The sequence below is a fragment of the Pseudomonas sp. Bc-h genome, from assembly GCF_002080045.1.
Taxonomy (GTDB): Bacteria; Pseudomonadota; Gammaproteobacteria; order Pseudomonadales; family Pseudomonadaceae; genus Aquipseudomonas.
Window position 1 is genome coordinate 114,653 of sequence record NZ_MUIN01000010.1, and the last position, 23,789, is coordinate 138,441.

21 protein-coding genes are annotated in these 23,789 nt (G+C 60.3%); 4 read left to right on the top strand and 17 right to left on the bottom strand.

Annotation, left to right across the window (positions count from 1 at the left end; all coding sequences use genetic code 11):
• Window positions 1-243: 243 nt before the first annotated feature.
• Both ligD and BWR59_RS19525 read right to left on the bottom strand, forming a co-directional pair.
• Entirely contained in the window at window positions 244-2,877 is a 2,634-nt protein-coding gene (ligD, locus tag BWR59_RS19520) for a DNA ligase D (RefSeq protein ID WP_081567292.1), read from the bottom strand.
• Between the two features lie 42 nt (window positions 2,878-2,919).
• Window positions 2,920-3,840 carry a Ku protein gene (locus BWR59_RS19525; protein WP_081567293.1) on the bottom strand — a complete coding sequence of 307 codons (921 nt, stop codon included), beginning with the start codon at window positions 3,838-3,840 and terminating at the stop codon, window positions 2,920-2,922.
• A 245-nt stretch (window positions 3,841-4,085) separates the two neighbouring features.
• Between BWR59_RS19525 and BWR59_RS19530 the strand changes: the two genes are divergently transcribed.
• Together BWR59_RS19530 and BWR59_RS19535 are read left to right on the top strand one after the other, a co-directional pair.
• A complete protein-coding gene (locus tag BWR59_RS19530; RefSeq protein WP_143490881.1) occupies window positions 4,086-5,264 on the top strand; it encodes an MFS transporter in 1,179 nt (392 codons plus the stop codon).
• A gap of 138 nt (window positions 5,265-5,402) precedes the next feature.
• Window positions 5,403-6,125, top strand: coding sequence for an SDR family oxidoreductase (locus BWR59_RS19535; protein WP_081567295.1), 723 nt, complete (start codon window positions 5,403-5,405; stop codon window positions 6,123-6,125).
• Between the two features lie 61 nt (window positions 6,126-6,186).
• Here BWR59_RS19535 and BWR59_RS32440 read toward each other — a convergent pair whose 3' ends face one another.
• From BWR59_RS32440 to BWR59_RS19590, 11 genes are all read right to left on the bottom strand, one after another.
• Entirely contained in the window at window positions 6,187-6,360 is a 174-nt protein-coding gene (locus BWR59_RS32440; protein ID WP_168184510.1) for a hypothetical protein, read from the bottom strand.
• Between the two features lie 145 nt (window positions 6,361-6,505).
• Window positions 6,506-9,247: a cystathionine beta-lyase gene (gene metC, locus BWR59_RS19545; protein ID WP_081567297.1), complete on the bottom strand. Its 2,742-nt coding sequence runs from the start codon at window positions 9,245-9,247 to the stop codon at window positions 6,506-6,508.
• 192 nt (window positions 9,248-9,439) lie between these two features.
• Entirely contained in the window at window positions 9,440-10,096 is a 657-nt protein-coding gene (locus tag BWR59_RS19550; protein ID WP_081567298.1) for a glutathione S-transferase N-terminal domain-containing protein, read from the bottom strand.
• Entirely contained in the window at window positions 10,093-10,689 is a 597-nt protein-coding gene (locus BWR59_RS19555) for a cysteine dioxygenase family protein (RefSeq protein WP_081567299.1), read from the bottom strand. Before BWR59_RS19555 ends, BWR59_RS19550 begins: the two co-directional genes overlap by 4 nt.
• Before the next feature lie 43 nt (window positions 10,690-10,732).
• Window positions 10,733-11,572, bottom strand: a complete 840-nt coding sequence (locus tag BWR59_RS19560; RefSeq protein ID WP_081567300.1) for an amino acid ABC transporter ATP-binding protein — start codon at window positions 11,570-11,572, stop codon at window positions 10,733-10,735.
• Window positions 11,559-12,347, bottom strand: coding sequence for an amino acid ABC transporter permease (locus BWR59_RS19565; RefSeq protein ID WP_081567301.1), 789 nt, complete (start codon window positions 12,345-12,347; stop codon window positions 11,559-11,561). The genes BWR59_RS19560 and BWR59_RS19565 overlap by 14 nt, the downstream gene beginning before the upstream one ends.
• Window positions 12,337-13,089, bottom strand: coding sequence for an amino acid ABC transporter permease (locus BWR59_RS19570; RefSeq protein ID WP_081567302.1), 753 nt, complete (start codon window positions 13,087-13,089; stop codon window positions 12,337-12,339). The genes BWR59_RS19565 and BWR59_RS19570 overlap by 11 nt, the downstream gene beginning before the upstream one ends.
• The gene (locus BWR59_RS19575) at window positions 13,086-14,303 is read right to left on the bottom strand and encodes an aminotransferase class I/II-fold pyridoxal phosphate-dependent enzyme (protein WP_081567303.1); all 1,218 of its coding nucleotides are present in this window, start codon (window positions 14,301-14,303) and stop codon (window positions 13,086-13,088) included. The genes BWR59_RS19570 and BWR59_RS19575 overlap by 4 nt, the downstream gene beginning before the upstream one ends.
• Window positions 14,300-15,739, bottom strand: a complete 1,440-nt coding sequence (locus BWR59_RS19580; protein ID WP_081567304.1) for an FAD-binding oxidoreductase — start codon at window positions 15,737-15,739, stop codon at window positions 14,300-14,302. The genes BWR59_RS19575 and BWR59_RS19580 overlap by 4 nt, the downstream gene beginning before the upstream one ends.
• Before the next feature lie 18 nt (window positions 15,740-15,757).
• Window positions 15,758-16,606 carry a transporter substrate-binding domain-containing protein gene (locus BWR59_RS19585; protein ID WP_081567305.1) on the bottom strand — a complete coding sequence of 283 codons (849 nt, stop codon included), beginning with the start codon at window positions 16,604-16,606 and terminating at the stop codon, window positions 15,758-15,760.
• A gap of 44 nt (window positions 16,607-16,650) precedes the next feature.
• Window positions 16,651-17,493 (bottom strand): transporter substrate-binding domain-containing protein, encoded by an 843-nt coding sequence (locus tag BWR59_RS19590; protein WP_081567306.1) that lies wholly within the window; start codon window positions 17,491-17,493, stop codon window positions 16,651-16,653.
• 250 nt (window positions 17,494-17,743) lie between these two features.
• Between BWR59_RS19590 and BWR59_RS19595 the strand changes: the two genes are divergently transcribed.
• Window positions 17,744-18,607, top strand: coding sequence for a LysR substrate-binding domain-containing protein (locus tag BWR59_RS19595; RefSeq protein ID WP_081567307.1), 864 nt, complete (start codon window positions 17,744-17,746; stop codon window positions 18,605-18,607).
• A gap of 249 nt (window positions 18,608-18,856) precedes the next feature.
• Here the strand turns inward: BWR59_RS19595 and BWR59_RS19600 are convergent, their stop codons facing one another.
• The 3 genes from BWR59_RS19600 to BWR59_RS19610 form a co-directional block, all read right to left on the bottom strand.
• Window positions 18,857-19,576: a dienelactone hydrolase family protein gene (locus BWR59_RS19600; protein WP_081567308.1), complete on the bottom strand. Its 720-nt coding sequence runs from the start codon at window positions 19,574-19,576 to the stop codon at window positions 18,857-18,859.
• Window positions 19,577-19,704: 128 nt separating this feature from the next.
• Window positions 19,705-21,030, bottom strand: coding sequence for an LLM class flavin-dependent oxidoreductase (locus BWR59_RS19605; protein WP_081567309.1), 1,326 nt, complete (start codon window positions 21,028-21,030; stop codon window positions 19,705-19,707).
• Window positions 21,031-21,045: 15 nt separating this feature from the next.
• Entirely contained in the window at window positions 21,046-21,987 is a 942-nt protein-coding gene (locus tag BWR59_RS19610) for an aliphatic sulfonate ABC transporter substrate-binding protein (RefSeq protein WP_081567310.1), read from the bottom strand.
• A 223-nt stretch (window positions 21,988-22,210) separates the two neighbouring features.
• Between BWR59_RS19610 and BWR59_RS19615 the strand changes: the two genes are divergently transcribed.
• Window positions 22,211-22,654, top strand: a complete 444-nt coding sequence (locus BWR59_RS19615) for a hemerythrin domain-containing protein (protein ID WP_081567311.1) — start codon at window positions 22,211-22,213, stop codon at window positions 22,652-22,654.
• Window positions 22,655-22,709: 55 nt separating this feature from the next.
• Here the strand turns inward: BWR59_RS19615 and BWR59_RS19620 are convergent, their stop codons facing one another.
• A complete protein-coding gene (locus tag BWR59_RS19620; protein WP_081567312.1) occupies window positions 22,710-23,708 on the bottom strand; it encodes a bile acid:sodium symporter family protein in 999 nt (332 codons plus the stop codon).
• Between the last annotated feature and the right edge of the window lie 81 nt (window positions 23,709-23,789).

The window sequence follows — 23,789 nt, forward strand, 5'->3', positions numbered from 1 at the left end:
ACCTACTGAACCTGAAACCACCCGCAAACCGCAGGTTCAACAAAGCCCTGTCAAAGACGCCCGCAAACCACAGGTTCAACGAAGACCCTGTGGGAGACGCCCGCAAACCCCAGGTTCAACGAAGACCCTGTGGGAGACGCCCGAGGTGACGAGGGCAGCGAAAGCGGTATGGCATTCACTAAACTATCACCGATCCCCCACACTCTCCGGCAAGCGGTGCTGTTACAAATACTTCAGCCGACCTCACGTCGGAGCCTTGACCCCCAACCGTTTCCACATCGGCCTGGTAATCCGCTGAGTGTTTTTGTACCCCGCCCACGGATCGGCCTTGAGCTTGCGCAGGCGCTTTTGAAGGTTGGCAATGTTCCACTGATCAGATGACTTGAGGCTCGCCAGTTCGTCCCGGCTGACCGGCACCGACACCGGCAACCCTGGCCTGGCCCGCGCTGAGTAAGCCGCCACGGTACTGGCGCCACGGGTATTGCGCAGGTAGTCGATGAAGATCTTGCTGACGCGGTTTTTCGGCCCCGACGTCGCGGTAAAGCGCTCCGGCAACTGCTCGGCAATGAACTGCGCCAAAGCCTTGGCAAAGGCCTTGACGGTGTCCCAGTCGGCCTTGCGCGCCAGCGGTACGATGATGTGCATGCCCTTGCCGCCGCTGGTCTTGATATAGGCGTCCAGGCCCAGCTCGTCCAGCACCGACAAGGTAATCTGCGTCGCTTCGATCATGCTCCGCCATGGCAACGCCGGGTCCGGGTCAAGGTCCAGGACGAAGTGATCCGGCAGCTCGATCTTGTCGTAGGTCGAACCCCAGGTGTGTAACTCGATAGTGCCCATCTGCGCGGCGCCAACGAGCGCCTGCACGCTGTCGATTTCCATCAGCCGCGCATGACCGGGGTCCAGCTTGGGGTCCAGTTGCTTGATGTTGGGAATCGCCAGACGCTCGGCGTGCTTCTGAAAAAACTGCTCGCCTTCCACGCCTTCCGGGCAGCGCAACAGCGCCACGGCACGGTGGTCGAGGTGCGGCAGAATCCAGTCGGAAATCGACTCGTAGAAGTGCGCCAGATCGATTTTGTGCAAGCCGCTTTTCTTGTCGATCACCCGTTCCGGATGGCTGATCAGTACCCCTGCGACTTCAATTTTGTCCTTGCTATCGCGTTTGCTCGCAGCCTTGGGCTTTCCTGCAAGCTCATCCGTTTTTGATGCGCTGGTCTTGGAAGCATTGGGCTTGAATGGCGCCTTGATGTCTTTGGGCGTCTTGGGATACTCATGGACCACTTCGCTGGCAGGTTTGTCGCTGCGCAGTGCAATAAAAGCCGAATGACGAACGATGCCTTCGCGGGTCCACTCACCGAATTCCACTTCGCCGACCAGTGTCGGTTTAATCCAGTGCACTCCCCGGCCTTGAGCGCTGGTGAGTTTTTTGCCCAGAGGCGACGCGTCCTGTTCCAGCGGCTGCATCTTCTCGAACAGCTCTGCGAGCGTTTTCTGATTGAACCCCGTGCCCACCCGCCCGGCGTACACCAAACCCGCGCCCTCTTCGTTCACGGCCAGCAGCAGCGCACCGAAGCCGCTGCGTGTGCCTTGCGGTTTGGTGAAGCCAACGATGACGAACTCTTGGCGCAGCTTGCATTTGAGCTTGATCCAGTCCGGGCTGCGTCGGGACTGATAGACGCTGCCGGCACGCTTGCCGATCACCCCTTCAAGGGACAGCAGGCAAGCGCTCTCGATGATGTCGCGATGACCTGCAGAAAACGCATCGGAGAATCGCAGCAAACCTTTCTTCTGTTTGCCCAACAGCTTTTTGAGGGCTGCGCGGCGGTCTTCCACGGGCTTTTCGCGCAGGTCTTCACCATTCAGGAATGGCACGTCGAACAGGTAATAAACGATGTCCTTGCTACGGCCGATGTCGAAGGCATTTTGCAGCGCCTGAAAGTCCGGTAACCCCGCGTCGTTGAGCACCACCATTTCGCCATCAAGCCAGCCATCGCCCAGGTTCAGTTCGCTGATAGCCTTGGCTTGCAACGGCAGACGCTCGGTCCAGTCATGCCCATTGCGGGTGATCAGCCGCACCTCACCGTCGAGAATCCGGGTCATGATCCGATAGCCGTCGAACTTGATCTCGTACAGCCACTCACCTTCGGGCGGCGTATCCATCAACGTGGCGAGTTGCGGGGAAAGCTTTTGAGGAATGGCGGTTTTTTTCGCGGCCGGCTTCTTCGTTGTTTTGCTTGCGGGCTTTTTCTCTGCCACTGGCGCGGCCGCTGCGGTCTTGCGTGTGCCGCTCTTGGCCGAGGCGCGGCCCTCGCCCACCGTTGCGCCGCTCACCACGCTTTCAGGCTTGTCGGCGACGATATCGTACTCGTCGGCAGAGCGCACCGCCTCGTCCTTCTCCTTAATCAGCAGCCATTGCTCCTTGTCGCCGCTGCCTGGCAGATGGGTGCGCACCAAGGCCCAGTCACCGGTAAGCTTTTCACCGATCAGGGTGAACTTGAGTTTGCCAGCCTTGTAGGTTTCGCGCGGATCGCCGTGGGGCTGCCAGATGCCGCGATCCCAGACAATCACGTCGCCGGCGCCGTATTGGCCCTCGGGAATACTGCCCTCGAAACTGCCATACCCCAGCGGATGATCTTCGACGTGTACCGCCAGGCGCTTGTTTTTCGGATCAAGGCTCGGCCCTTTGGGCACTGCCCAACTCTTAAGTGTGCCGTCCAGCTCAAGTCGAAAGTCATAGTGCAGATTGCGCGCATCGTGCTTGTGGATAACGAAACTCAGCGCCTTGCCTTTGCCACTTCGAGCCCGTCCCGCGGTTTCAGGGGGCTCGGAGGTGATATCGAAATTACGCTTGCGGGTGTACTCACTCACGGGTTTTGCCATGATCGATCAGACCTCTGCACCTTGTTCCAGAGCTGCCCATGCTCAGGACGCTTTGGTTGCCTTCTTCCTGGCAGGGGCGCGCCGTTTTGCCGGAACGTCATCATCAGCGGCTGCGGTTTTGCTCTTGCTGGCTGTTTTTGTTTTTTCCGGGGCCTTGGCGGAACCGCCTCGACTGCCCAGACTGCGTTTGAGCAACTCTGTCAGATCGATGACATCAGCGGACTTACGCTCGGTCTCGCCAGCGTCGGTCTCCACGTTCTCGATCTTGCCTTCCCGGGCCTTGGTCTCGACCAGCGCCATAATCTGGTCCTGGAACGTGTCGCGGTATTCCTCGGCGTCCGGTGTCCATTCGGTGCTCATGTCCTTGACCAGGCGCTTGGCCATGTCCAGTTCACTCTTGCTGAGTTTGACGTCAGTGGCTTCCTTGGGCAGATCCAGAGTGTCCAGCCCTCGCACCTCGGCAGGCCAGCGCAACAGCACCAGCACGATCGCCGACTCCAGCGGCATCACCGCGGCCAGATGCTGGCTGGTGCGGATCACCACATGAGCCAGCGCCACTTTGCCTGTGTCTACCAGCGTCTGCCGTAACAGAGCGTAGACCTTCTCGCCACGCTTGTCGGGCGCCAGGAAGTACGGGGTGTCGATGTTCTGCAGCGGAATGTCCTTGCTGTCGACGAAACCGAAGATATCGATGGTCTGCGTCGACTTGGGGTGCGCGGCGCGAATCTCGTCTTCGCTGATCACCACGTAACGCCCCTTCTCGTACTGCACGCCCTTGACGATATTCTCCTTAGTGATTTCCTTTCCCGTGGCCTTGTTGATCCGCTTGTAGCCGACCGGGTCCATGCTGCGCTTGTCCAGCCAGTCGAAATCGACTCCCTGCTGCGAGGTCGCCGACACCAGTGCGACAGGAATATGCACCAACCCGAAACTGATTGCGCCTTTCCAGATTGCCCGAGCCATCGCCGTAATTCCCTTGGAGTATGTGTAGGAGTGACCGGGGGGAGTGAGGAAAAGTTTCGGAAGGATGACGGGTGTGGGGGGGGTGGCACGCCGGCATCATTCTTTTCACGCATAAAACATATCATCCCAACAACCCTTCTTAACGCAACGAAAAAGCGTTAGCCTCTCGCGCATCCATTCCCATGTGCCGCGCCAGAGCCGTGTTCTGTGCGGTCCGATGCCAGTCGAGTATCCGGATGACTTCCATGCCTCACGCAACCCAGGGTGCAACGATGACCAAGGGGCTGGCCGTGCTGTTCGCGTTTTGCTGCGGCGCGATCGTGGCCAATATCTATTATGCGCAACCCATTATTGGCCTGATCGCTCCGGATATCGGGCTGTCCAGCACGCTGGCGAGCTTTATCGTGTCGCTGACCCAGATTGGCTACGCGCTGGGCCTGTTTTTTCTGGTGCCGCTGGGTGATCTGCTGGAAAACCGCAAGCTGATGATCACCACCACCGGCGTCGCGATTCTCAGCCTGTTGAGTGCGGCGTTCGCCCAAACGCCGAACCTGTTCCTGCTGGCGTCGCTGCTGGTGGGCTTCAGCTCGGTGGCGGTGCAGATCCTGATTCCGCTGGCTGCGCATCTGGCGCCGGAGGAAACCCGTGGGCGCGTGGTTGGCAGCATCATGGGCGGCCTGTTGCTGGGGATTCTGCTGGCCCGACCGGCCTCCAGCCTGATCGCCGACCACTTCGGCTGGCGTGCCGTGTTCGGTACCGCCGCAGTGGTGATGCTGGTCATTAGCGCGGTGCTGGCCACGACCATTCCCAAACACCAACCCGCGCACAACGCCAGCTACGGGCAACTGCTCAAATCGCTGTGGACTTTGTTGCGCAAGCAGCCGGTTTTGCGTCAGCGGGCGTTCTATCAGGCCTGCATGTTCGCCACTTTCAGCCTGTTCTGGACGGCGGTGCCGCTGGAGCTGGCTGGCCATTACGGGTTATCGCAAAGCCAGATCGCCATTTTCGCGCTGGTGGGTGCTATTGGCGCCATCGCCGCGCCAATCGCCGGACGTCTGGCCGATGCTGGCCACACCCGAGTCGCCAGCCTGTGCGCCATGCTCTTCGCCGCACTGAGCTTTCTGCCCAGCCTGATCACGCCGGCCTACGCAGTGATCGGGATGGCGGTGACCGGCATCGTTCTGGATTTCTGCGTGCAGATGAACATGGTTCTCGGCCAGCGCTCGGTCTACGCCCTGGATGCCAGGAGCCGCAGCCGCCTCAACGCCCTGTACATGACCAGCATCTTTATCGGCGGCGCCACTGGCTCGGTGATCGCCAGCGCCCTGTACGACCACGGCGGCTGGATCTGGATCGTCATCGCCGGGAGCGCTTTTCCGCTGCTCGCGCTGCTGGCGTTTCTCAAGAGCTCAGCAACCAAATGACCGACGAACCCGGCGCCGCTGCTTCTAGCGCATGGATTTCCCTGTAGCCGCCTGACCGGACTGCTACGAACGATTTCGAGGTGGCATTCATGTCGCCCCCATGGTGCACCTGACACCGCTATTCAACGGAGACCTCACATGTCCCAACGCACCTTTCTGATCACCGGCGCCAGCAAAGGCATTGGCCGCGCGCTGTCCGAATACCTTGCCGCCGCTGGCCATCAAGTGGTGGGCATCGCCCGCAATGCCGACGATCCGACCTTTCCCGGGGTCCTCAAAGAGCTCGATCTGAGCGACAAGGATCAGACCCGCTGCGGTATGGCCGAACTGGCCCAGCATTATCGTTTCGACGGGCTGGTGAACAACGTCGGTCTGGTTCGCCCTCAACCCTTGGGGCAGATCGAGCTGGAGGACTTCGACGCAGTCATGAGCGTTAATCTGCACTCAGCACTGCTCGCCACTCAGGCCCTGCTGCCGCATATGCGCGAACAGGGCTGGGGCCGTATCGTCAATATTTCCAGCCTCACGGTACTCGGCATCACTCAGCGCACGGCTTATGCCGCCGCCAAGGCCGCACTGATCAGCTTCACCCGCTCCTGGGCGCTGGAACTGGCGCAGACCGGCATCACCGTGAACGCCGTCGCGCCCGGTCCGACCGAAACCGAACTGTTCCGGCAGAACAACCCGGTGGGCAGTGAAGGCGAAAAACGCTACCTCGCCGGCGTACCCATGGGCCGTTTCGGCCAACCCGAAGAAATCGCTTCGGCGATTGCGTTTCTGCTGTCCGAACAGAGCGGATTCATAACCGGCCAGACGTTATTCGTCGATGGTGGGGCATCGGTGGGTAAGGCGGGATTTTGATCTCGTAGGCAACAATTACGCTAAATAACAAACCGCCATTTCTGGCGGTTTTTTTCAGGGGTCAAGCTCTGAGTCCGGCCATCGGCCCCGCAGGCTCGAGGTCCTTGCCAAGGGCAAGCCCTACTCGTAAAAAATGCTTCTGATTTTCAGACAATCCCATACCTGCAATGGAGCGTGCGTCGGATCTAAGGTCAACAATCAATTGCATCTTTGCCTTGCGTTTTTTAACGCTCATAGACACCTCCCGCGTCTGACCAATGGCGCTCATGTTATGAGTCGCCTACAGAAGGTAATGAATGATGACGTCCGGGAATCCTCACTGTGCGGTACTTATCTATATGTCCATGATTTTCGCTTCGACCAAAACGCAGAGTGCCAAGTCACCGAATCGCCGCAAACCCGCGTTCCAGATCCTCGATCAACGCGCTCACATCCTCCAACCCGATGTGCAGTCGCAACAGCGGGTTCAGGGCTTTGTCTGCCGCGTTGTGGCGATCCTTGACGCTGGCGACGATGATCAGGCTTTCAAAACCGCCCCATGACGCCCCGAGCCCGAACAGTTGCAAGGCCTCGATAAAGGACTCCAGATGTCTGGGGTCATGGTCGGCGAGTTCGAAAGTCAGCAAGCCGTTGCTGCCGGTGAAATCGCGTTTCCAGAGGGCATGATTCGGGTGATCCGCCAGGGCTGGGTGGAAAACGCGCTGGACCTGCGGATGCTGTTGCAACCACTGGGCCACGTGTAGCGCCTGGCGCTGATGAACATCCAGCCGTGCGGCCAGGGTGCGGGCGCCGCGCAGCACCAGATACGCATCGTCGGGGCTGACGGTGCTGCCGAAGGTGTCGGTCATCACCGCCAATGGCTGCCACACCGCCTGGGTTGTACAGACGCTGCCCATCACCACATCGCTATGTCCGGCCAGGTATTTAGTCAGGGCCATGATGGAAATGTCCGCGCCCAACTTCAGCGGCCGGTACTGATAACCCGAGCCGTAGGTGTTGTCGACAGCCAACAGAATGCCACGAGATTTGCACAGCGCGGCAATGGCCGGAATGTCGGCCAGCTCGTAGAGCAGCGATCCGGGCACTTCGGCGTAGACCATCCGGGTGTTGGCCTGCAGTTTGTCCTCAAGCCCGCTGCCATCGGCGGCGAAATAGCTGTGCTGAATGCCGAACGGTTGCAGGAACTCCTCGGCAACCTGACGCACCGGCGAGTACACCGCGTCGGTAATCAGCACATGATCGCCGGGGCGCAGGTAAGCGAGGAAGGTTTGCGCCACCGCCGCCAGACCGGTGCCGAACAGGCGCGTGCGATAGCCGCCTTCCAGTTCGGTGACCAGATCCTCCAGCTCGAATGCCGTGGGGTTGCCACGGGCGCCGTAACTCAGCACGCGTTCGGTGTCCCGACGTTTGCGGGCATCGCGCATCTCGCCAAGGCTGTCGAACAGCACGGTGCTCATACGCGATACCGGAGGGTTAACGCCGCGCACGCCACTGCCCTTTGGGCCACGGGCGGCATGGATCAGCCGGGTGCGCACCCGGCTCTCACCTCCGTTTGCAGCCAAGGGCTTGAGGCTGGCGATTTCCTGCGGTGTCATCTGCCCCAGCAAACCGATTTCCCACGCCAGATACTGGCGGGCCGCGTCCTTGTTACCGGAATGCCGATCATGGGTGAAGAACAGGAAGTCAATGCACTGCTCGTCCGGCGGATTACTGACGTCTTCACTCAGGGGAAGGCCCGCCGCTTGCCAGGTTTTGAAATCCAGCCAACGCACTGCTCCACGCTGCTGCTCTGGCAATTCAAGCACTGCAACCGCTGCAATGTCGGAATGATCGGCCACCAACACTACAGGCTTTGATTCAGACGCCAGATCATCGACCAGACGCGACCGAATTGACCAGCTCGAACCCGCTATATGGGCTTTGCGAAAGGCCACGCTCCCACGCAAATCCACCAACGCAACGGCATCGTCCCGGAGCAAGTGATCGAGCTCGGCGGCGGTGATCACACTCAAGGTCGGCGCCACAGGAGACTGGCCGCTCGGCAACGCCAGTCCGCTGTGCAGACCACCTTCCAACACGTAAGCCTGATGGCCCAATTGACGCAACCAACTGGCGACGATGGGCGCACGCACCCCGTCGTTGTCCACCAGCACCAGCCGCGCGCCACGCACGCCGACGTACAGATCGGTGGATTGAATCAACTGCCCGCCCGGCGTGTGTTGCGCGCCGGGCAAACTGCCGAGGGCGAATTCTTCAGGGGTGCGCACGTCGCAGAGGAACAGGCTGCGCTTAGCGTCTTTAGCCCAGACGGCGACCTGCTCGGCGTTGACGGTCTGCACGCCCGCACGCTGCGCCAAACGTTGCGCGGCGTCACGTTGCTCGCTTAACGCCGCGCCTGCGGACACCTCCGGGTAACGCCGACTGCTGCCGTGCTCCAGCGGCAGATCAGCGAGATACCAGCCCTGGGTGCCGTTTTCCAGCGCATAGACCGGGTTCTTCACGCCGAGGTCGATCAGGGTCTGAGCACCGATGATGCTGCGCGTGCGACCGGCGCAATTGACCACGATAGGGGTGGTTTCGTCAGGCACCAGATCGGCCAGCCGATAGCCCAGTTCGCCGTTGGGACAGCAGATCGAACCGGGAATGGTCATCTTGCGGTATTCGTCGAATGGCCGACCGTCCAGCAGCACCAGCGGTTCGCCTTTGGCCTGCAATGCCGCCAGTTCGGGCGCGCTGATGTGCGGGGTGTCGCTGGCTTCTTCCACCAACTCACCGAAGGCCTTGGACGGCACGTGAACCCCGGCGAACAATTGCAGACCCGCCGCCTGCCAGCCATCGGCGCCGCCTTCCAGTACATGAACGCGGGTGTAACCCAGATCATGCAGACGCTGCGCTGCGTTAACCGAAATGTCGCTGCCAGTCTGATCGTAAATTACCAATCGTACGCTGGGGTTGGGCGCCAGCCGACGCACCTCCAGCTCAAGACGGCTGTAGGGCAGATTCACCCCGTGAAATAAATGCGCTTCGCCATATTGCCCATGCTCGCGCACATCGAACAGGGCGATTTCCTGTCCGTCGAACAACCAGGTCTGCAGGTGTTGCGGGGTGACTTTCTGGCTCATGGAATTCTCGTGATTCTCATTCTTGGCTGGGTTCAGTGCCAGGCGCGAAACCTGTGGGAAGGAACTTGCTCGCGAATGGCCCGTACCGACGAAACATGTCTATCGTGCAAACGATCTTTCGCGAGCAAGCTCCCTCCCACAGGAAATGTGCTACGCAGAAAGATCCGGCGTTTGCAGGACTTTCACTCCCGGTTACTGCAACGCCAGCGACTTCTCGCCCGCCGCCACTTCCCTGCCCTTTTCATAGGCTCTCTGCACGGCCGGTCGGGCCTTGATGCGTTCGCGCCAGGCATTGATATTCGGGTAGTGCGCCAGGTCCTGGCCCTGACGCAGCGGCTGAATCCACGGGAAGATCGCCATGTCGGCGATGGAATATTCCCCCGCCACGAACGGCACTTCGCTCAGACGCTTTTCCAGCACGCCGTAGAGTCTCGCGGCTTCGGCGCCGAGCAGGTCGAGGGCGAACGGGATGGGCTCCGGCGCCTTCTCCTTGAACAGCTGCAGCTGGCTCAGGTAAGGCGTCACATGCCCGACCTGCCAGAACAGCCATTCCTGCACCCGCTGACGTTCGGCCGTACCTTGCGCCGGTAAAAAACGCCCGGCCTTGTCCGCCAGATAATTGAGAATAGCCCCGGATTCGAACAGGCTCAGCGGCTGGCCGTCTGCAACAGGCGCGTGATCGACAATCGCCGGAATTCGCCCGTTGGCGCTGATCGCCTGGAACCAGTCCTGTTTCTGCTCGCCACTGCGAATATTGATGGGCCGCAGGCGGTATGCCTGCTCCAGTTCTTCGAGCAGGATGCCGACTTTCAGGCCGTTCCCGGTGGGCCAGTAATAGAGATCGATCATGAGTAGGCCTTGATCGACGGGGCCATTTGCGACGCGTTGTAGTTGAGCACCCTGCCTTCGGTGTTGACGCCGTATCGCCCGTTCAATGATTCAAGCGGACGGCCGTAGAGGTGGAAATGCAACGTCGGTTTGTCGCCATCGACCTTGATGCCGTGCAAGTCTTCCCCCAGGAAGCTGATCGACGTGCCCGGCTGCACCACTACTTCCTTATCCAGCTCAAGCTTGGCAAATGTAGGGTCACTGCCATCGTCGGTGCGCGCCCACACATAGTTGATTTCCTGACCTTCCACCGCGACGATCACCGCCCAGGTTTCGTGGTTGTGCGGCAGCGTGCTTTTGCCCGGCAGCAAGGAATTCATGTACAGCGTCGGCGTCTCGCCGTCGTCGTTCAGACGATACCGAAAGGCCGTATCGCCCTCGCCCGGCACTGGCGCAGGGAAGGTGCCGAAATTGAACAGATCGCGACGCTCGGCCAGCCCTTCGAGCAGGCTGACGATCTCTTGCAACGCTTGGCGATCAACGCCCCTTTGATGGATGACGCGGATTTTCTGCAGGAAATCTTCGATCACTTGGCTGCGATTTTCGGTGCTCATCAGGTGCTCCTTTTATTAGTCATTGATCGCCAGTCACCACCTGTCAAACCGACAGGCTGTACCGGCTGATATTGCTCAATAGAAACGGGTCGCCACTGGCCACCGGACGACGTTCGGCATCGCCCAGGGCGTGGCGCAAAAAGGTCTGCGTGCGCTCGCTGGTGGGGCGCTGGAAAATCTGTTCGGCGCTGCCGTGTTCGACGATCAGGCCGTTCTCGGTGAAATACACCACGTCACTGATGTCCTCGGCGAAGCGCATTTCGTGGGTGACCAGCACGCAGGTCATGCCCTCCTCAGTCAGCTCGCGAATCACCGTCAGCACCTCGCCGACCGTTTCCGGATCCAGCGCCGACGTCACCTCATCGAACAGGATCAGTTCGGGGCGCATCGCCAGCGCCCGGGCAATCGCCACGCGCTGTTGCTGACCGCCGGACAACTGCCCAGGGTAGGCATCGGCCTTGTGTTCCATGCGCACCTTGGCCAGCAACGCACGGGCTTCTTTCTCGGCGTCCACCGCGTTGCGGCCCAACACTTTGCGCGGTGCGATCACCAGGTTTTCCAGCACCGACAGGTGGGGAAACAGGTTGTACTGCTGGAACACGAAGCCCACCCGCTTGCGCAACTCAATGCGCTGCGCCTCGTTATTGAGCGTGTGCACCTCAGTTTGGCCAACACGAATCGCGCCGCGTTGCGGCTGCAGTAAACCAGTGATGCAGCGCAGAATGGTCGACTTGCCCGAACCCGACGGGCCGATGATCGACACCGCCTGACCGCGCTGTACATCCAGATCGATGCCCTTGAGGACCTTGTTGCTGCCGAACGACAGATGAATGTCGCGCAAGCTGATCAAGGGCTGGTCGGCGCGCGTTTCAGGAGAAGGCATAACGTCGCTCCAGGTATTGAGTGAGTCGGGAAATCGGGTAGCAATAAGCGAAGAACAACGCCAGCACACTGAAATAGATCAGCACCGTAAAACCGGTCCGGTTGACCGTGTTGCTGGCGATCTGCGCGGTGTCGATCAGATCGTGCACACCCACCAGCGAGGCCAGTGCGGTGCCCATGGTGATGACCGCGTAGAGGTTCATCCACGGCGGCAACATGCGCTTGAAGCACTGCGGCAGGATGATCGAACGAAAGATCTGCCCGCGAGTGAAGGCCAGCGAACGCGAGGCTTCCCATTGGGTACTGGGGATCGAACCGATGGCGCCACGAAAGATTTCCGCTACGTTGGCGCTGGCCGGCAATGCCAGACCAATGGTCACCTTCACCCAGTCAGGAAAGGCGATCCAGGATTTGCCGATGTGCAGTTCGAACGGGAACACGTAAGTGGTGAAGTAGATCAGCACCAGCCACGGCGCATTGCGAAACACCTGGACCCAGATCCTCGCCGGCAATCGGGTGATCCACAAAGGCGAAACGCCCAGCGCACCAATCAACAAGCCGAGCACCGAGCCAATCGCAATCGCCAGCAGGCTGATCAGGATGTTCTGCCCGAAACCAGCCGCCAACGCTGGCGACCACTCGTACAACGCAGCAAACACAGGGTTCTGCGGGACGCCAAAGATCACGAACAACGCAATCACGGCAACGATTACAAGCTTGCCCGGATGCCGACGCGGCCAGGACTGCGGCACGCTCACGGATGAATCAATGGCCATAACCGGGCATCCTCAATCTGGCTTCGAGGGCACGGCCCACACAATTGACGACGAAGCTGAGCAGGCCGAAAAACGCCAGCAGCAGAATCATCAGTTCCAGCACGTTATCGCTCTGGGTCCAGATCATGATCGACGCATAGGTGATGTCGCCCACGGCGATCGCCGAAGCGACAGCCGTCATCTTCACCAGGTCGATCAGGTTGTTGATCAGCGATGGCAAGGCAAACCGGACTGCCAGCGGCAGCTGCACATTCCACAGCAACTGACGGCTGCTGAACGCCAGCGAATTGGCAGCCTCCATCGTCACGGCGGGCACGGCTTCGATGCCGGCGCGCAAGGCCTCGGCATGAAACGCACCTTTGTGCAGGGAAATCACGATGACCACCCAGGCGAATGGCGTCAGCGGATTTGCAGTGCCAACCGCCTGGGTCAGCAACATGTTCAACACCAGAAACGCGCAGTACAGCTGCACCAGCGTCGGCGTATTGCGCGTGACCTCGATGAACACCCGCGCAGGCTTTGCCAGCCAAGGCTTGCCGCTGGTGAGCATCGCTGCCAGTACCAAGCCCGCGACCAGACTGCCGACGATGGTGAACAGGCACAGCAAGACCGTGGTCAGCGCGCCCTCAACCATCGAGCCGCGCTGATAGGCGTCCAGTAGAAAGCTGTAGTTCAGACCGAACTTCGCCGTCCACTGCACAAACCCTGTCAGCCATTCATTGAAGGCAAGCCAGTGACTCATGCCAGCGCCTCCACCCGCAGCTGTGCGCAGGCGTTGGCGATTCGACGCCCCGCATCGATCACACTGCTGGTGGCGGTGGCGATCGACAGGCGAAACCACGGCGACAAGCCATACGCGCTCCCCGCCACACCGGCCACGCCCTGCTCCAGCAGATAATCCACCACGTCACCGTCGTTGTTCAGGCGCTGGCCGTCGGGGCGAACCCGGCCCAGCAACCCTTCGCAACGCACGAAGACGAAGAAACCGCCTTCCGGTATCAGCACATCGAGGCCATCCACTTCGCTCAAAGTGGCTACCAACAGATCGCGACGTTGCTGATAGGCCTGCACCTGCTCCGGCAGAAACGCCAGCCCACCCTCGAACGCCGCCAGTGCTGCTGCCTGCCCCACCGACGAAGCACCGGAGGTCGATTGCGACTGGATGACGGTCATCGCGCTGGTCAGCTCCTGAGGACCAGCACCGAAGCCGATGCGCCAGCCGGTCATGGCGTAGGTTTTCGAGACACCGCCGACCAGCAGCGCTCGGGATTGCAGGTCCGGCGCGACGTTCAGCAGGCTCAAGGCAGGTTGGCCGTCGAAACGGATGTGCTCGTAAAGCTCGTCCAGCAACACCAGGACCTGCGGGTGTCGGCGCAGCACCTCGGCCAGCGCCAGCAATTGGGCCTCGCTGTACACCGCGCCGCTGGGATTGCCCGGCCCGTTGAGAATCAACCAGCGGGTGCGCTCATTGATGTGTTGCTCCAGTTGCTCGGGCGTCAACTTGCAGCCCTGCTCCAGACCACACTCGATGAAGACCGGCTCGCCACCGTTGACCCGCACGATGTCCGGAAACGACGGCCAGTAAGGCACCGGCACCAGCACTTCATCGCCGTCATCGAGGGTCGAAGCGAAGGCGTTGAAGATCACCTGCTTGGCGCCGTTGCCGACGACGATGGAAGGCAACGCGTAGTCAAGACGGTTTTCCCGCTGCAACTTGCCTTGAATCGCCTCGCGCAGCCTTTTCACCCCTGGGGTCGGCGTGTACTTGGTCGCGCCACCCTCGATGGCTTTGTAGGCCGCCTGTTTGATGTGCTCGGGGGTGTCGAAATCAGGCTCGCCGGTGGTCAGGTCGAGAATGTCGCGACCCGCCTCGCGCAGGGCGGTGGCCTGGGATTTGGCCGCAGCGTTTGCGGACAGGGAAACGCGCTGCACGCGTCGAGACAGACGAACGCTCATTGTTCGGTGCTCCGGTTTTCGACACTCGCCAGAACCTTGTCTGGGTTGAGCAGATTGAGGGGATCGAGCGCCTGCTTCACGCGACGCATCAGGTCCAGTTCGACGGCGCTCTTGTAGCGCGGCAGCATCGCCCGCTTGCGCTGCCCGATCCCGTGCTCGGCGCTGATCGAGCCGCCAAAGGCATGGGCGCTGTCATGCACCCGTTCACTGAGTTCGGCGTAGTGCGCCATGTGCGCCTCGACCGTGGAGTTCAGCGGATGAGCGACGTTGTAATGCAGGTTGCCGTCGCCCAGGTGGCCGAAGGTGAAATTGCGCACGCCGGGAAAGTGTTGTTGGAGCAATGCGTCGGTGTGCTCGACGAACTCGACGATGCGCGAGATCGGAATCGAAATGTCGTGCTTCATGTTGCGCCCCGCTAGCTTCTGCGCCTCGCTCATGTTTTCCCGCAGCAGCCACAAAGCTTCGCTCTGGGCCAGGCTTTCGGCGATCAGGGCATCGGCCAGCAAGTCCTCTTCAAAAGCGCTGCCCAGCACGTCCTCGAACGCCTGACGGGCGTGGGCTTCGCTGTGGTTATCGGACAGTTCAAGCAAGGCGAACCAGGGTTGCGGCGCATGCAAAAACGGCTGTGGCCCTTCGGGAAACTGCTCGCGCAACAGGGCCAGACAATCGGCGGTCAGCAGCTCGAAAGCCGTGAGGCTTGCGCCAAAACCGGCGCGGGCATGGGATAGAAAGCTCACCGACTGGCCGAGTGAGTCGAAGGCCAGAAACGCCGTGGACTGGGCTTTCGGCAACGGGAACAGCTTCAAGGTCGCTGCAGTGATGATGCCCAGCGTGCCTTCGCTGCCGATGTACAGATCGCGCAGGTCATAACCGGTGTTGTCCTTGCGCAGACCGCGCAAACCGTTCCAGATTTCGCCTTCGGCGGTGACCACTTCAAGGCCCAGTGTCAGCTCCCGGGTATTGCCGTAGCGCAGGACTGCCGTGCCGCCAGCGTTGGTCCCCAGATTGCCGCCGATGGTGCAGCTGCCCTCGGCGCCGAGGCTCAGGGGAAACAGGCGTCCGGCGTCACGGGCCACGTCCTGCACATTCTGCAGAATGCAGCCGGCTTCGACGGTCAACGTGTCGTTGTCGGTATCGATCTGGCGTACCCGATTCAGTCGGTCCAGCAACAACAATACCGAACTGCCGCTGGCGTCCGGCGTTGCCGCACCCATTAGCCCGGTGTTGCCGCCCTGGACCACAATCGGGGTTTTGTGAGCAACACAGGCGCGCACCACGGCCGCGACTTCTTCTGTATTGGCCGGACGAACCAGCGCCAGCGCCTTGCCGACGTAGGTGCCCTGTTTGTCGGTCAGTTGTGTCTGCGATTCATCACCCGGCAGTACGTAACCGATGCCGAGCAATTGCTGCAAAGTCTGGAACAGATCGCTGCTCATCGAAGGGCTCCAGGGAGATCAGTTATTGGCAAGCGGCGCGGCGTTGCGGAACTGCTCATGCAGATCGCGCAGGGCCTGGGACGGCGCCATGCCGGTCCGCTCGCCCACTTCGATCAGCCAGCCGCTGCGGTGCCAGTCGCGAATGATCGCGTCGAGTTTCGCTTGAGTGTCGTGCTCGCCCTTGCGCACCCAGATCACCGATTTCGACGGGATCAGATCACTCGCCAGAGGAATGTTGTAGTCGGCCCACTCCGGGTCATCCAGCAGCGCATGCATGGTCGGGCTGACGTGCACTGCAGCCACGCAACCGTTGCCGCGCAGCGAGAGCAGCGACTCGGACTGACTGCGGAAAGCCTTGATCTGCGCGCCGTAGGTTTCCTGAAGCGGTTTGATGAAGTTGCTGCCTTGAGACACACAGACCGGCTTGCCCTTGAGGTCTTCCCAGTTGCTGATGCCGGCACCTTTGCGAATCAGCGCCGCGCCGCCGACTTCTTCATACGGGGTTGGCACGTAGTCAAGGATTTCGGCGCGCTCGTCGGTGTACTGCATGTTGGCGATCAGGATGTCGACTTTGCCCTGCTGCAGGAACTGCACGCGATTGGGCGCCAGCACCGAAACGGTCTCGACCTCGACGCCCAGCTTCTGGGCGATGCCCTTGGCCAACTCGACGTTGTAGCCCAGATGCTCGCCAGTCTTGGGGTCGATGGTGCCGAACGGCGGACCGCTGAGGATCACGCCGATGCTGATCTTGTGACGTTGCTGGATCTTGTCCAGCGTCGCGTCCGCCTGGGCCAGGGTGGCGCACAGGGTCAGGCCTAGAAAAACGCCAAACACTGACAGGGTTTTACCGATGGAAAAACTGCTCATCAACGAATGCCTTGTATGAAATGCCTGAACGGTCGGTAAACGCTTCAGGCGCCCGCGGCCTGGAACTTGTCATGCAGCTCGACCAACGCGGGTGACGCCGGGGTGATGTGGTGGCGCTTTTCGGCCTCGATCAGCCAGCCCGTGCGGTGCCAGCCTTTGACGATGGCATCGAGTTTGGCCTGGGTGTCGGTTTCGCCCGGGCGGGTCCAGATCACCGAAGGCGCGGGGTTGAGTTCCGGGGTGATGGCTCGATAGTTCTGCCATTCAGGGCTGTCGGCGACCAGCGGATTGATCAGCGTGGCGTCGTGGACCGCCGCTACGCAGTTGTTGCCGCGCAGAGCCAGCAATGATTCCGAAGAGCTTTTGAAGGCTTTGAGTTCAGCGCCGAATTCGGTCAGCGGCTTGACGTAGCTGCTGCCTTGGGAGGTGCAGACAGGTTGGCCTTTGAGGTCTTCCCAACGGGTGATCTTGCTGTCTTTTAGCACCGCCGCTGTACCGCCGACGCGATAGAACGGCGTCGGCACGAAGCCCAGTTGCTGACCCCGTTCGGCGGTCCACTCCATGTTGGCGATCAGCAGATCGACCTTGCCCTGCTGCAGAAACTGCACGCGGTTGGCGGGCAACACCGGGATCAGTTCGACTTCGGCGCCAAGCTGACGACCCAGGTCTTCGGCCATGTCGACGTTCAGGCCCTTCGGCTTCTGATTGCTCGGATCGATGGAGCCGAACGGCCCACCGGAGAGCAGCACGCCGACCACCAGCCGGTGACGCTGCTCGATCTTGTCCAGTGTGGCATCGGCATGGGCCGCGAAGCTTGCGCCCAGGGCAGCCATCGCCCCGACGAACAACGGCAACAAACGGGCAACGGGCGAGCGCGTGTATGGCATGGATTTCCCCTCGAATGGTCATCGGCTCGGCGCTTGCGACGGTGTACGTCGGCGCCTTGTAATGACACGCATCCTAGGGAGCAAAATCGGGCAACGGAAATTCAAATATCAAATATGGTTATAACTTTATGGTTTTAGCGTTTTGGAAAATTGGTTATAAGCGTTGAATTTCGGGGACTTAACATACTTTCGTCAGAAATGAATTCCCTAAAACATAAAATTTCGTAATGTATTAACCACTCCACCTGATATGAAAACCATGTCTACCACTCTCGATCTCGAACTGCTGCGCACCTTCGTCGCCGTCGTCGACCACCACAGCTTCGCTGAAGCGGGGGCGCGGCTATCGCGTACCCAGTCGTCTGTCACTCAGCACATGCAGCGCCTCGAACAGCAGATTGGCGTCAGCCTGTTTCAGAAGCAGGGACGGCAGAAGCAACTCACCGAGCCCGGCCGGCAGCTATTGCGCCATGCACGGCAAATGCTGTCGCTCAATGACGACGCCCTCAACTCCTTGCGGGAAAGCAGCCTCAGCGGCGTATTGCGCATCGGCTCGCCCCACGACATCGCGGACACCATTCTGCCGCCGATCCTCAGCCACATCGCCCGCTCGGCACCCAAGCTGAGGTTGGAAATCGACGTGGGCCGCAGCCCGTTTCTGATGGACGATCTGCATCGCGGCAAGGTCGATATGGTGATTTCGACCCGCGAAGATCCGGGGCTGGAAGGGTTTGCGTTAAGGACATCACCGGTGTGGTGGATCTGCTCGGCCCAATACCAACACGTGCCGGGCGAACCAATTCCGCTGATTCTGGTGGACGAGCCGAGCATCTATCGGCGCTACGCCATCGAGGCGCTGGAGCGCGCCAACATTCCCTGGCGCCAGGCCTATCTGGCCTCGAACCTGATCGGCATCAAGGCCGCCACCCGCGCAGGGCTAGGCGTAACGGCCCGCAGCATGGAAATGCTCGGGCCGGACATGCGGGTTCTGGGGGAAGCCGATGGCCTGCCAAGAATGCCCGACGTCACCTACCACCTGTGGATCAGGCCCAACACCGTAAACCCGCTGGCACGGCGGGCATATGAATTGATTCGCGGCAGTCAGGGGTTGTGATTGGTTGAACTCATGGACTGAAGAAACGCGACCTCTTTGGCAAGGCATTCACTGAAGTAACCCGATCTCTGTGGGAGACGCCGGAGGTCACGACGGCAGCGATAGCGGTGGGTCAGTTATAGATGAATCTACTGCCAACCCCCCATCGCTGCCGTCGTGACCTCCGGCGTCTCCCACAGGTTATGCGTTGTATCGGGATTTGCCGTGCACTCAGGTCAGGACGCCAAGCGACGACGCTGATCGCTCAGGCTATTTCAATACTCCCTCCAGCCACCGCTTCAAATCGGTAACCTCTGCCGAGGTAATGGTATGCCCCGCCCCCGCATACGAATGAAACTCCGGGGTGATCAACAGGTTCTCCAGCATCGTTTGCGCCTCAGTCGCGCCGGAGAACGGCACGCGGTTGTCGGCCGAGCCGTGCCCGATGAACACCTTGAGCGATTTCAGACCATCGGCCGGCTTCAGCCGCGCATTCAGCGCCGCGAGAATCTTGCCGCTCAACGGCGCAATTCCGTGCACCAGTTCCGGGTGCTGCAGGCCGATTTGATAGCTCATCATCGCGCCCTGGCTGAAGCCGATGAGCACCACCTTATCCGGCTGGGTGGCGTATTTTTCAGTGGCTTGTTCGATGAAGGTGCGCAGCAGATCGGTGCTCTTGTCGACATCGCTGGTCACGCCTTCGTACTCGGCCTGATCGGTGTCCTGGGTGAACCACTTGTAACCGCCGCCATCGACTTCCAGCGGCGCGCGCACGGAGAGATAGGTGTAATCCTGCGAGAGCTCGTCCTTGATGCCGAACAGGTCGCGTTCGTCACTGCCATAGCCGTGCAGGAAGATGATCAGAGGTTTGTCTTTGGAGTCTGCGGGGGCCGCAGCGAGATATGGCAGGGCAAGATCGGTGAGCATGGCCGGTTCCGCGTGAGCGAAACCGGTGAACACACAGAGCAGCGCAGCGAAAAACTTCATCATTTGAAACGGGCCCTTTCAGAAAAACGTCGGGCCCATCATACGCAGCATGTCTCGGATGTCAGCCCGTAATCGATCAGGGGATGCTGTCAGAATGCTGTACCGGTTGCAGATTTTTGCCGCTTACCGGGTCAGTCCGCCAACGCGCCAAGCCCCAGATGCTCACGCAACGTCGAGCCCTCATACGCGGTTCGAAACAGCCCCTTGCGCTGTAGATGCGGAATCACGCTCTCGACGAACTCGCTGAACGATCCCGGCAGATACGCCGGCGAAATCACGAAACCATCGCAGCCGCCCTGAGTGAACATCTCCGCCAACTGGTCGGCAACCTGCGCGCCAGTGCCTACCAACTGAGGAACACGCACACTGCTGGCGAAAATCCGGCCGAGCTCTTCAAGCGTAGTGTCCGGGCCCTGCATCAACAGCTTTTCCGCCGCGGCCGGGTGAATCGACGGCGACCGCGCGATCTGCGCCAGCGTCGCCGACAACGGATATGGCGACAGGTCGACATTTAACTGCGAAGCCAGCGTCACCAGGCCCAACTCCGGACGCGCCAAGGCATTGTGCTTGTCGCGTTTGGCCCGCGCCTCGGCTTCGCTGCCTCCAATGAACGGCATCACCGCCGTCAGCACCTTGCAGCTGTCGGCGCTGCGGCCCTGCTGCACGACTTGGTCTCGCACATCTTCGCGGAACGCGTGCATCGCCTTGAGATGCGGATGAATGGTGAAAATCGCCTCGGCCCAGCGCGCGCCAAAACGCCGACCGCGCCCCGACGACCCCGCCTGAATCAACACCGGCCTGCCCTGCGGCGTGCGCGGAATGTTCAACGGCCCTTCGACCTTGAACCACTCGCCCTGATGCTGCACGGAAGTGATTTTCGACGGGTCGGCCAGTGCGCCGCTTTCGCGATCCAGCTCCAATGCATCCGGCGCCCAACTGCGCCACAACTTCAGCGCCACCTCGACGAACTCGTCGGCGCGGTCGTAACGCAGGTCGTGCTCCAGATGCTTGTCCTTACCGAACAGGCGTCCTTCGCTGTCGTTCATCGAGGTCACGATGTTCCAGGCTGCGCGCCCCTTGGACAGATGATCGAGGGTCGCGAACTCGCGCGCGATGTGCGCCGGCTCGTAATAGGTGGTCGAGCGGGTGGCGCCGAGGCCCAGCTTGCGGGTCTGGCCGACCAGATACGACAGGATCGGCAAGGGGTCCAAACGTGTCGCGTCCTGTGCGCCATAACGCAGGGCAACGTCACGGGAGCCGCCCATCTGATCGCCCACGGCCAGGCGATCGGCAAAAAACAGAAAGTCGAACAACCCTTCTTCCACCACACGAGCCGTGCGCGCGTAGTACTCAGGATCGAGGTAATTGCCCAGCGTTTCCGGATGTCGCCACACCGCGTGGCTGTGAATGACCGGCCCGGTCAACAGAAACGCAGACAGGTGAATTTGACGACTCATGAACCTTCTCCTGCCTTATTTGGCCTTGGGTACCCAGACGGCGATGTCGGAAATTTTCAGCGGCTTGGGAATCAGCTTCGCGTCGTAGTAGTAATCGGCGATGCGCTGTTGTTCGGCCAGTTCATCGATCTTGACCGGAACGATGTCGTAGCTGCGACGGCTGTTGGCCAATTCCACGGTTTCAGGCGGAATGTTCCCCCACAGCGGCGCGAGGTTTTTCGCCGCCTCCTGCGGATGACCTCTGACCCACTGCCCGGCATCGTGAAGGGTATCGAATACCACCTGCAGGACCTCGGGATGAGCCTTGGCGAAGCTGGTGTTGGCGACATAGAAACGGTTGTAGTTGGCGACGCCATCAGTGCCGTCTGCCACCACCCGCACATGATGTTCACGCTGCTGAGTCGCCAGGAACGGGTCCCAGATCGCCCAGGCATCAACCTTGCCACTGGAGAACGCGGCGACGCCGTCCGGCGCTTCCAGATAGACCGGGGTGATGTCATTGAGGGTCAGACCAGCCTTCTTCAACGCCGAGATCAACAGGAAATTGCTCCCAGAGCCCTTGGAGACAGCGACGGTTTTGCCCTTGAGATCGGCGACGCTTCGAATCGGCGAACTGTCCTGAACGATGATGGCCTGCGCAGTCGGCGAAGGATTCTCCCGCGCGTAGTAGGTCAGTGGCGTGTTCGCAGCCTGGGTGAACAGCGCGAAGGCGTCCGCCACGTCGGCATGTAGATCGACGCTGCCGGCATTCATCGCACTCAACAGGCCGCTGCTGAACTCATGCCAGTTCACGGTGAAACCCAATGGCTTGAGGCGCTGCTCGATCTGGCCATCGTTCTTGAGCAGGAGCCACAGCGTGGAAGATCGCTGGTACCCGATATTGATGACCTGCTCGGCGTGCGCCGTGACGGTCGCCAGCAGCAAAGCGGCGGCGACGATGAGTTTGCGAAGGGGCATGGCAATCCTTTGAAGGGTCGGCGATGGAGGGGGCGCTGCAGCATCCAAAAAAGACATGAGCGAGACGATTTAAAGTCGATTTAATTATAAAAACCTTCGCCAATTATGAAAGAAACGTATAGCTCTAAGCTTATGCCCGCAGGTCGATGGAACGCTCGATCACAGCACGCGGTCTAGCAATAAGCATCCTGAACCCAGACCTACAGCCGATTGAGGAATGACCATGAACATCTTCGAAGCCCTGAGAGAAAGCCACGACCGGCAACGCGGCTACGCCGATGCGCTGATTCAGACCCACGGCGACAGTAAAGACCGTGTCGAGGCCTACGAACAACTGAAGGCCGAACTGCATGCTCACGAAACTGCCGAAGAACGCTTCTTCTATATACCGCTGATGAAGTACGACAATGGCGTCGACCTCAGCCGCCACGCCATCTCCGAACACCACGAGATGGACGAGATGATGGAGGAACTCGACGAAACCGACATGTCCAGCCCGGCCTGGCTGGCGACGGCGAAAAAACTGTCAGAGAAGGTCCACCACCACCTGAAGGAAGAAGAGCAGAAGTTCTTCCAGATGGCCGGGAAGCTGCTGGACGACAAGCAAAAGGAATCGCTCGCCGGTGGCTACGAGAAGGAATACAAGGAACAGCTCGAAGAGCAATGATCGCAAATGAAAAAGCCCCGAATATCGGGGCTTTTTCTTGGGTGGCTGCATCAGATCAAGGATCGACCTGCGCCATCATTTCCGGGATTGACTCATTGCGTCTGGCATAACGTTGCGCCAGCACTGCGCAGACCATCAACTGGATCTGATGGAACAGCATCAACGGCAGAATCAATACGCCAATGGTACTTCCGGCGAACAGCACCTGAGCCATCGGCACACCAGTCGCCAGGCTCTTTTTCGAACCGCAGAACAGAATGGTGATGCGGTCCTCGATGCTGAAACCGAACAGCTTGCCCAGCAACGTCGAAGCCAGCAGCACCAAGCCCAGCAATATGCAGCAGACAACTACCAGACCGCCCAGATCCCACAGCGGAATCTTGTGCCAGATGCCTTCGTTCACGGCTTCACTGAATGCGCCGTAGACCACCAGCAAAATCGAGCCCTGATCTACGAACTTCAACCAGTTTTTGTTGCGGCCGACCCAGGCACCGATCCAGCGACGCATGATCTGCCCCGCCACGAACGGAAGCAGCAGTTGCACGCTGATTTTGACGATGGCGTCCACGGTCGAACCGCCGTCGCCATGCACGTTCAGCAACAAGGTCACCAACAGCGGGGTCAGGAAAATACCGAACAGGCTGGAAGCCGCCGCGCTGCAGATCGCCGCCGGAATATTGCCACGCGCCAGCGAAGTGAAGGCGATTGCCGACTGGACTGTCGCAGGCAGCGCGCACAGGTAGAGGATGCCCATGTACAGGTCTTTGCCAATCAGTGGCGACAGCAGCGGCTTGAGCGCCAGGCCGATCAACGGGAACCCCACGAACGTCAGCCCGAATACCAGCAGGTGCAAACGCCAGTGGCCTGCGCCCGCGATGATCGACTCGCGGGACAGCTTGGCGCCGTGCAGAAAGAACAGCAGCGCAATCGCAATGTTGGTCAACCAGCCAAAGCCGACCGCGACTTGGCCGCTGGCGGGAAGAAAACTGGCAATGATCACCACCGTGACCAAAGCCAGGGTGAAGTTATCGGGCAGAAAGCGTGGACGAGTCATGGGAAATATCCGGATATACCTGGAACAGTGTTGCGACTCTACGCTTCCGCACAACTGCCGACTAACGCCAACAAGTCGACT

Bases quoted from the DNA above. Each gene is read 5' to 3' on its own strand.
- ligD (WP_081567292.1), bottom strand. From the start codon at position 2,877: ATGGCAAAACCCGTGAGTGAGTACACCCGCAAGCGTAATTTCGATATC.
- BWR59_RS19525 (WP_081567293.1), bottom strand. From the start codon at position 3,840: ATGGCTCGGGCAATCTGGAAAGGCGCAATCAGTTTCGGGTTGGTGCAT.
- BWR59_RS19530 (WP_143490881.1), top strand. From the start codon at position 4,086: ATGCCTCACGCAACCCAGGGTGCAACGATGACCAAGGGGCTGGCCGTG.
- BWR59_RS19535 (WP_081567295.1), top strand. From the start codon at position 5,403: ATGTCCCAACGCACCTTTCTGATCACCGGCGCCAGCAAAGGCATTGGC.
- BWR59_RS32440 (WP_168184510.1), bottom strand. From the start codon at position 6,360: ATGAGCGTTAAAAAACGCAAGGCAAAGATGCAATTGATTGTTGACCTT.
- metC (WP_081567297.1), bottom strand. From the start codon at position 9,247: ATGAGCCAGAAAGTCACCCCGCAACACCTGCAGACCTGGTTGTTCGAC.
- BWR59_RS19550 (WP_081567298.1), bottom strand. From the start codon at position 10,096: ATGATCGATCTCTATTACTGGCCCACCGGGAACGGCCTGAAAGTCGGC.
- BWR59_RS19555 (WP_081567299.1), bottom strand. From the start codon at position 10,689: ATGAGCACCGAAAATCGCAGCCAAGTGATCGAAGATTTCCTGCAGAAA.
- BWR59_RS19560 (WP_081567300.1), bottom strand. From the start codon at position 11,572: ATGCCTTCTCCTGAAACGCGCGCCGACCAGCCCTTGATCAGCTTGCGC.
- BWR59_RS19565 (WP_081567301.1), bottom strand. From the start codon at position 12,347: ATGGCCATTGATTCATCCGTGAGCGTGCCGCAGTCCTGGCCGCGTCGG.
- BWR59_RS19570 (WP_081567302.1), bottom strand. From the start codon at position 13,089: ATGAGTCACTGGCTTGCCTTCAATGAATGGCTGACAGGGTTTGTGCAG.
- BWR59_RS19575 (WP_081567303.1), bottom strand. From the start codon at position 14,303: ATGAGCGTTCGTCTGTCTCGACGCGTGCAGCGCGTTTCCCTGTCCGCA.
- BWR59_RS19580 (WP_081567304.1), bottom strand. From the start codon at position 15,739: ATGAGCAGCGATCTGTTCCAGACTTTGCAGCAATTGCTCGGCATCGGT.
- BWR59_RS19585 (WP_081567305.1), bottom strand. From the start codon at position 16,606: ATGAGCAGTTTTTCCATCGGTAAAACCCTGTCAGTGTTTGGCGTTTTT.
- BWR59_RS19590 (WP_081567306.1), bottom strand. From the start codon at position 17,493: ATGCCATACACGCGCTCGCCCGTTGCCCGTTTGTTGCCGTTGTTCGTC.
- BWR59_RS19595 (WP_081567307.1), top strand. From the start codon at position 17,744: ATGAAAACCATGTCTACCACTCTCGATCTCGAACTGCTGCGCACCTTC.
- BWR59_RS19600 (WP_081567308.1), bottom strand. From the start codon at position 19,576: ATGATGAAGTTTTTCGCTGCGCTGCTCTGTGTGTTCACCGGTTTCGCT.
- BWR59_RS19605 (WP_081567309.1), bottom strand. From the start codon at position 21,030: ATGAGTCGTCAAATTCACCTGTCTGCGTTTCTGTTGACCGGGCCGGTC.
- BWR59_RS19610 (WP_081567310.1), bottom strand. From the start codon at position 21,987: ATGCCCCTTCGCAAACTCATCGTCGCCGCCGCTTTGCTGCTGGCGACC.
- BWR59_RS19615 (WP_081567311.1), top strand. From the start codon at position 22,211: ATGAACATCTTCGAAGCCCTGAGAGAAAGCCACGACCGGCAACGCGGC.
- BWR59_RS19620 (WP_081567312.1), bottom strand. From the start codon at position 23,708: ATGACTCGTCCACGCTTTCTGCCCGATAACTTCACCCTGGCTTTGGTC.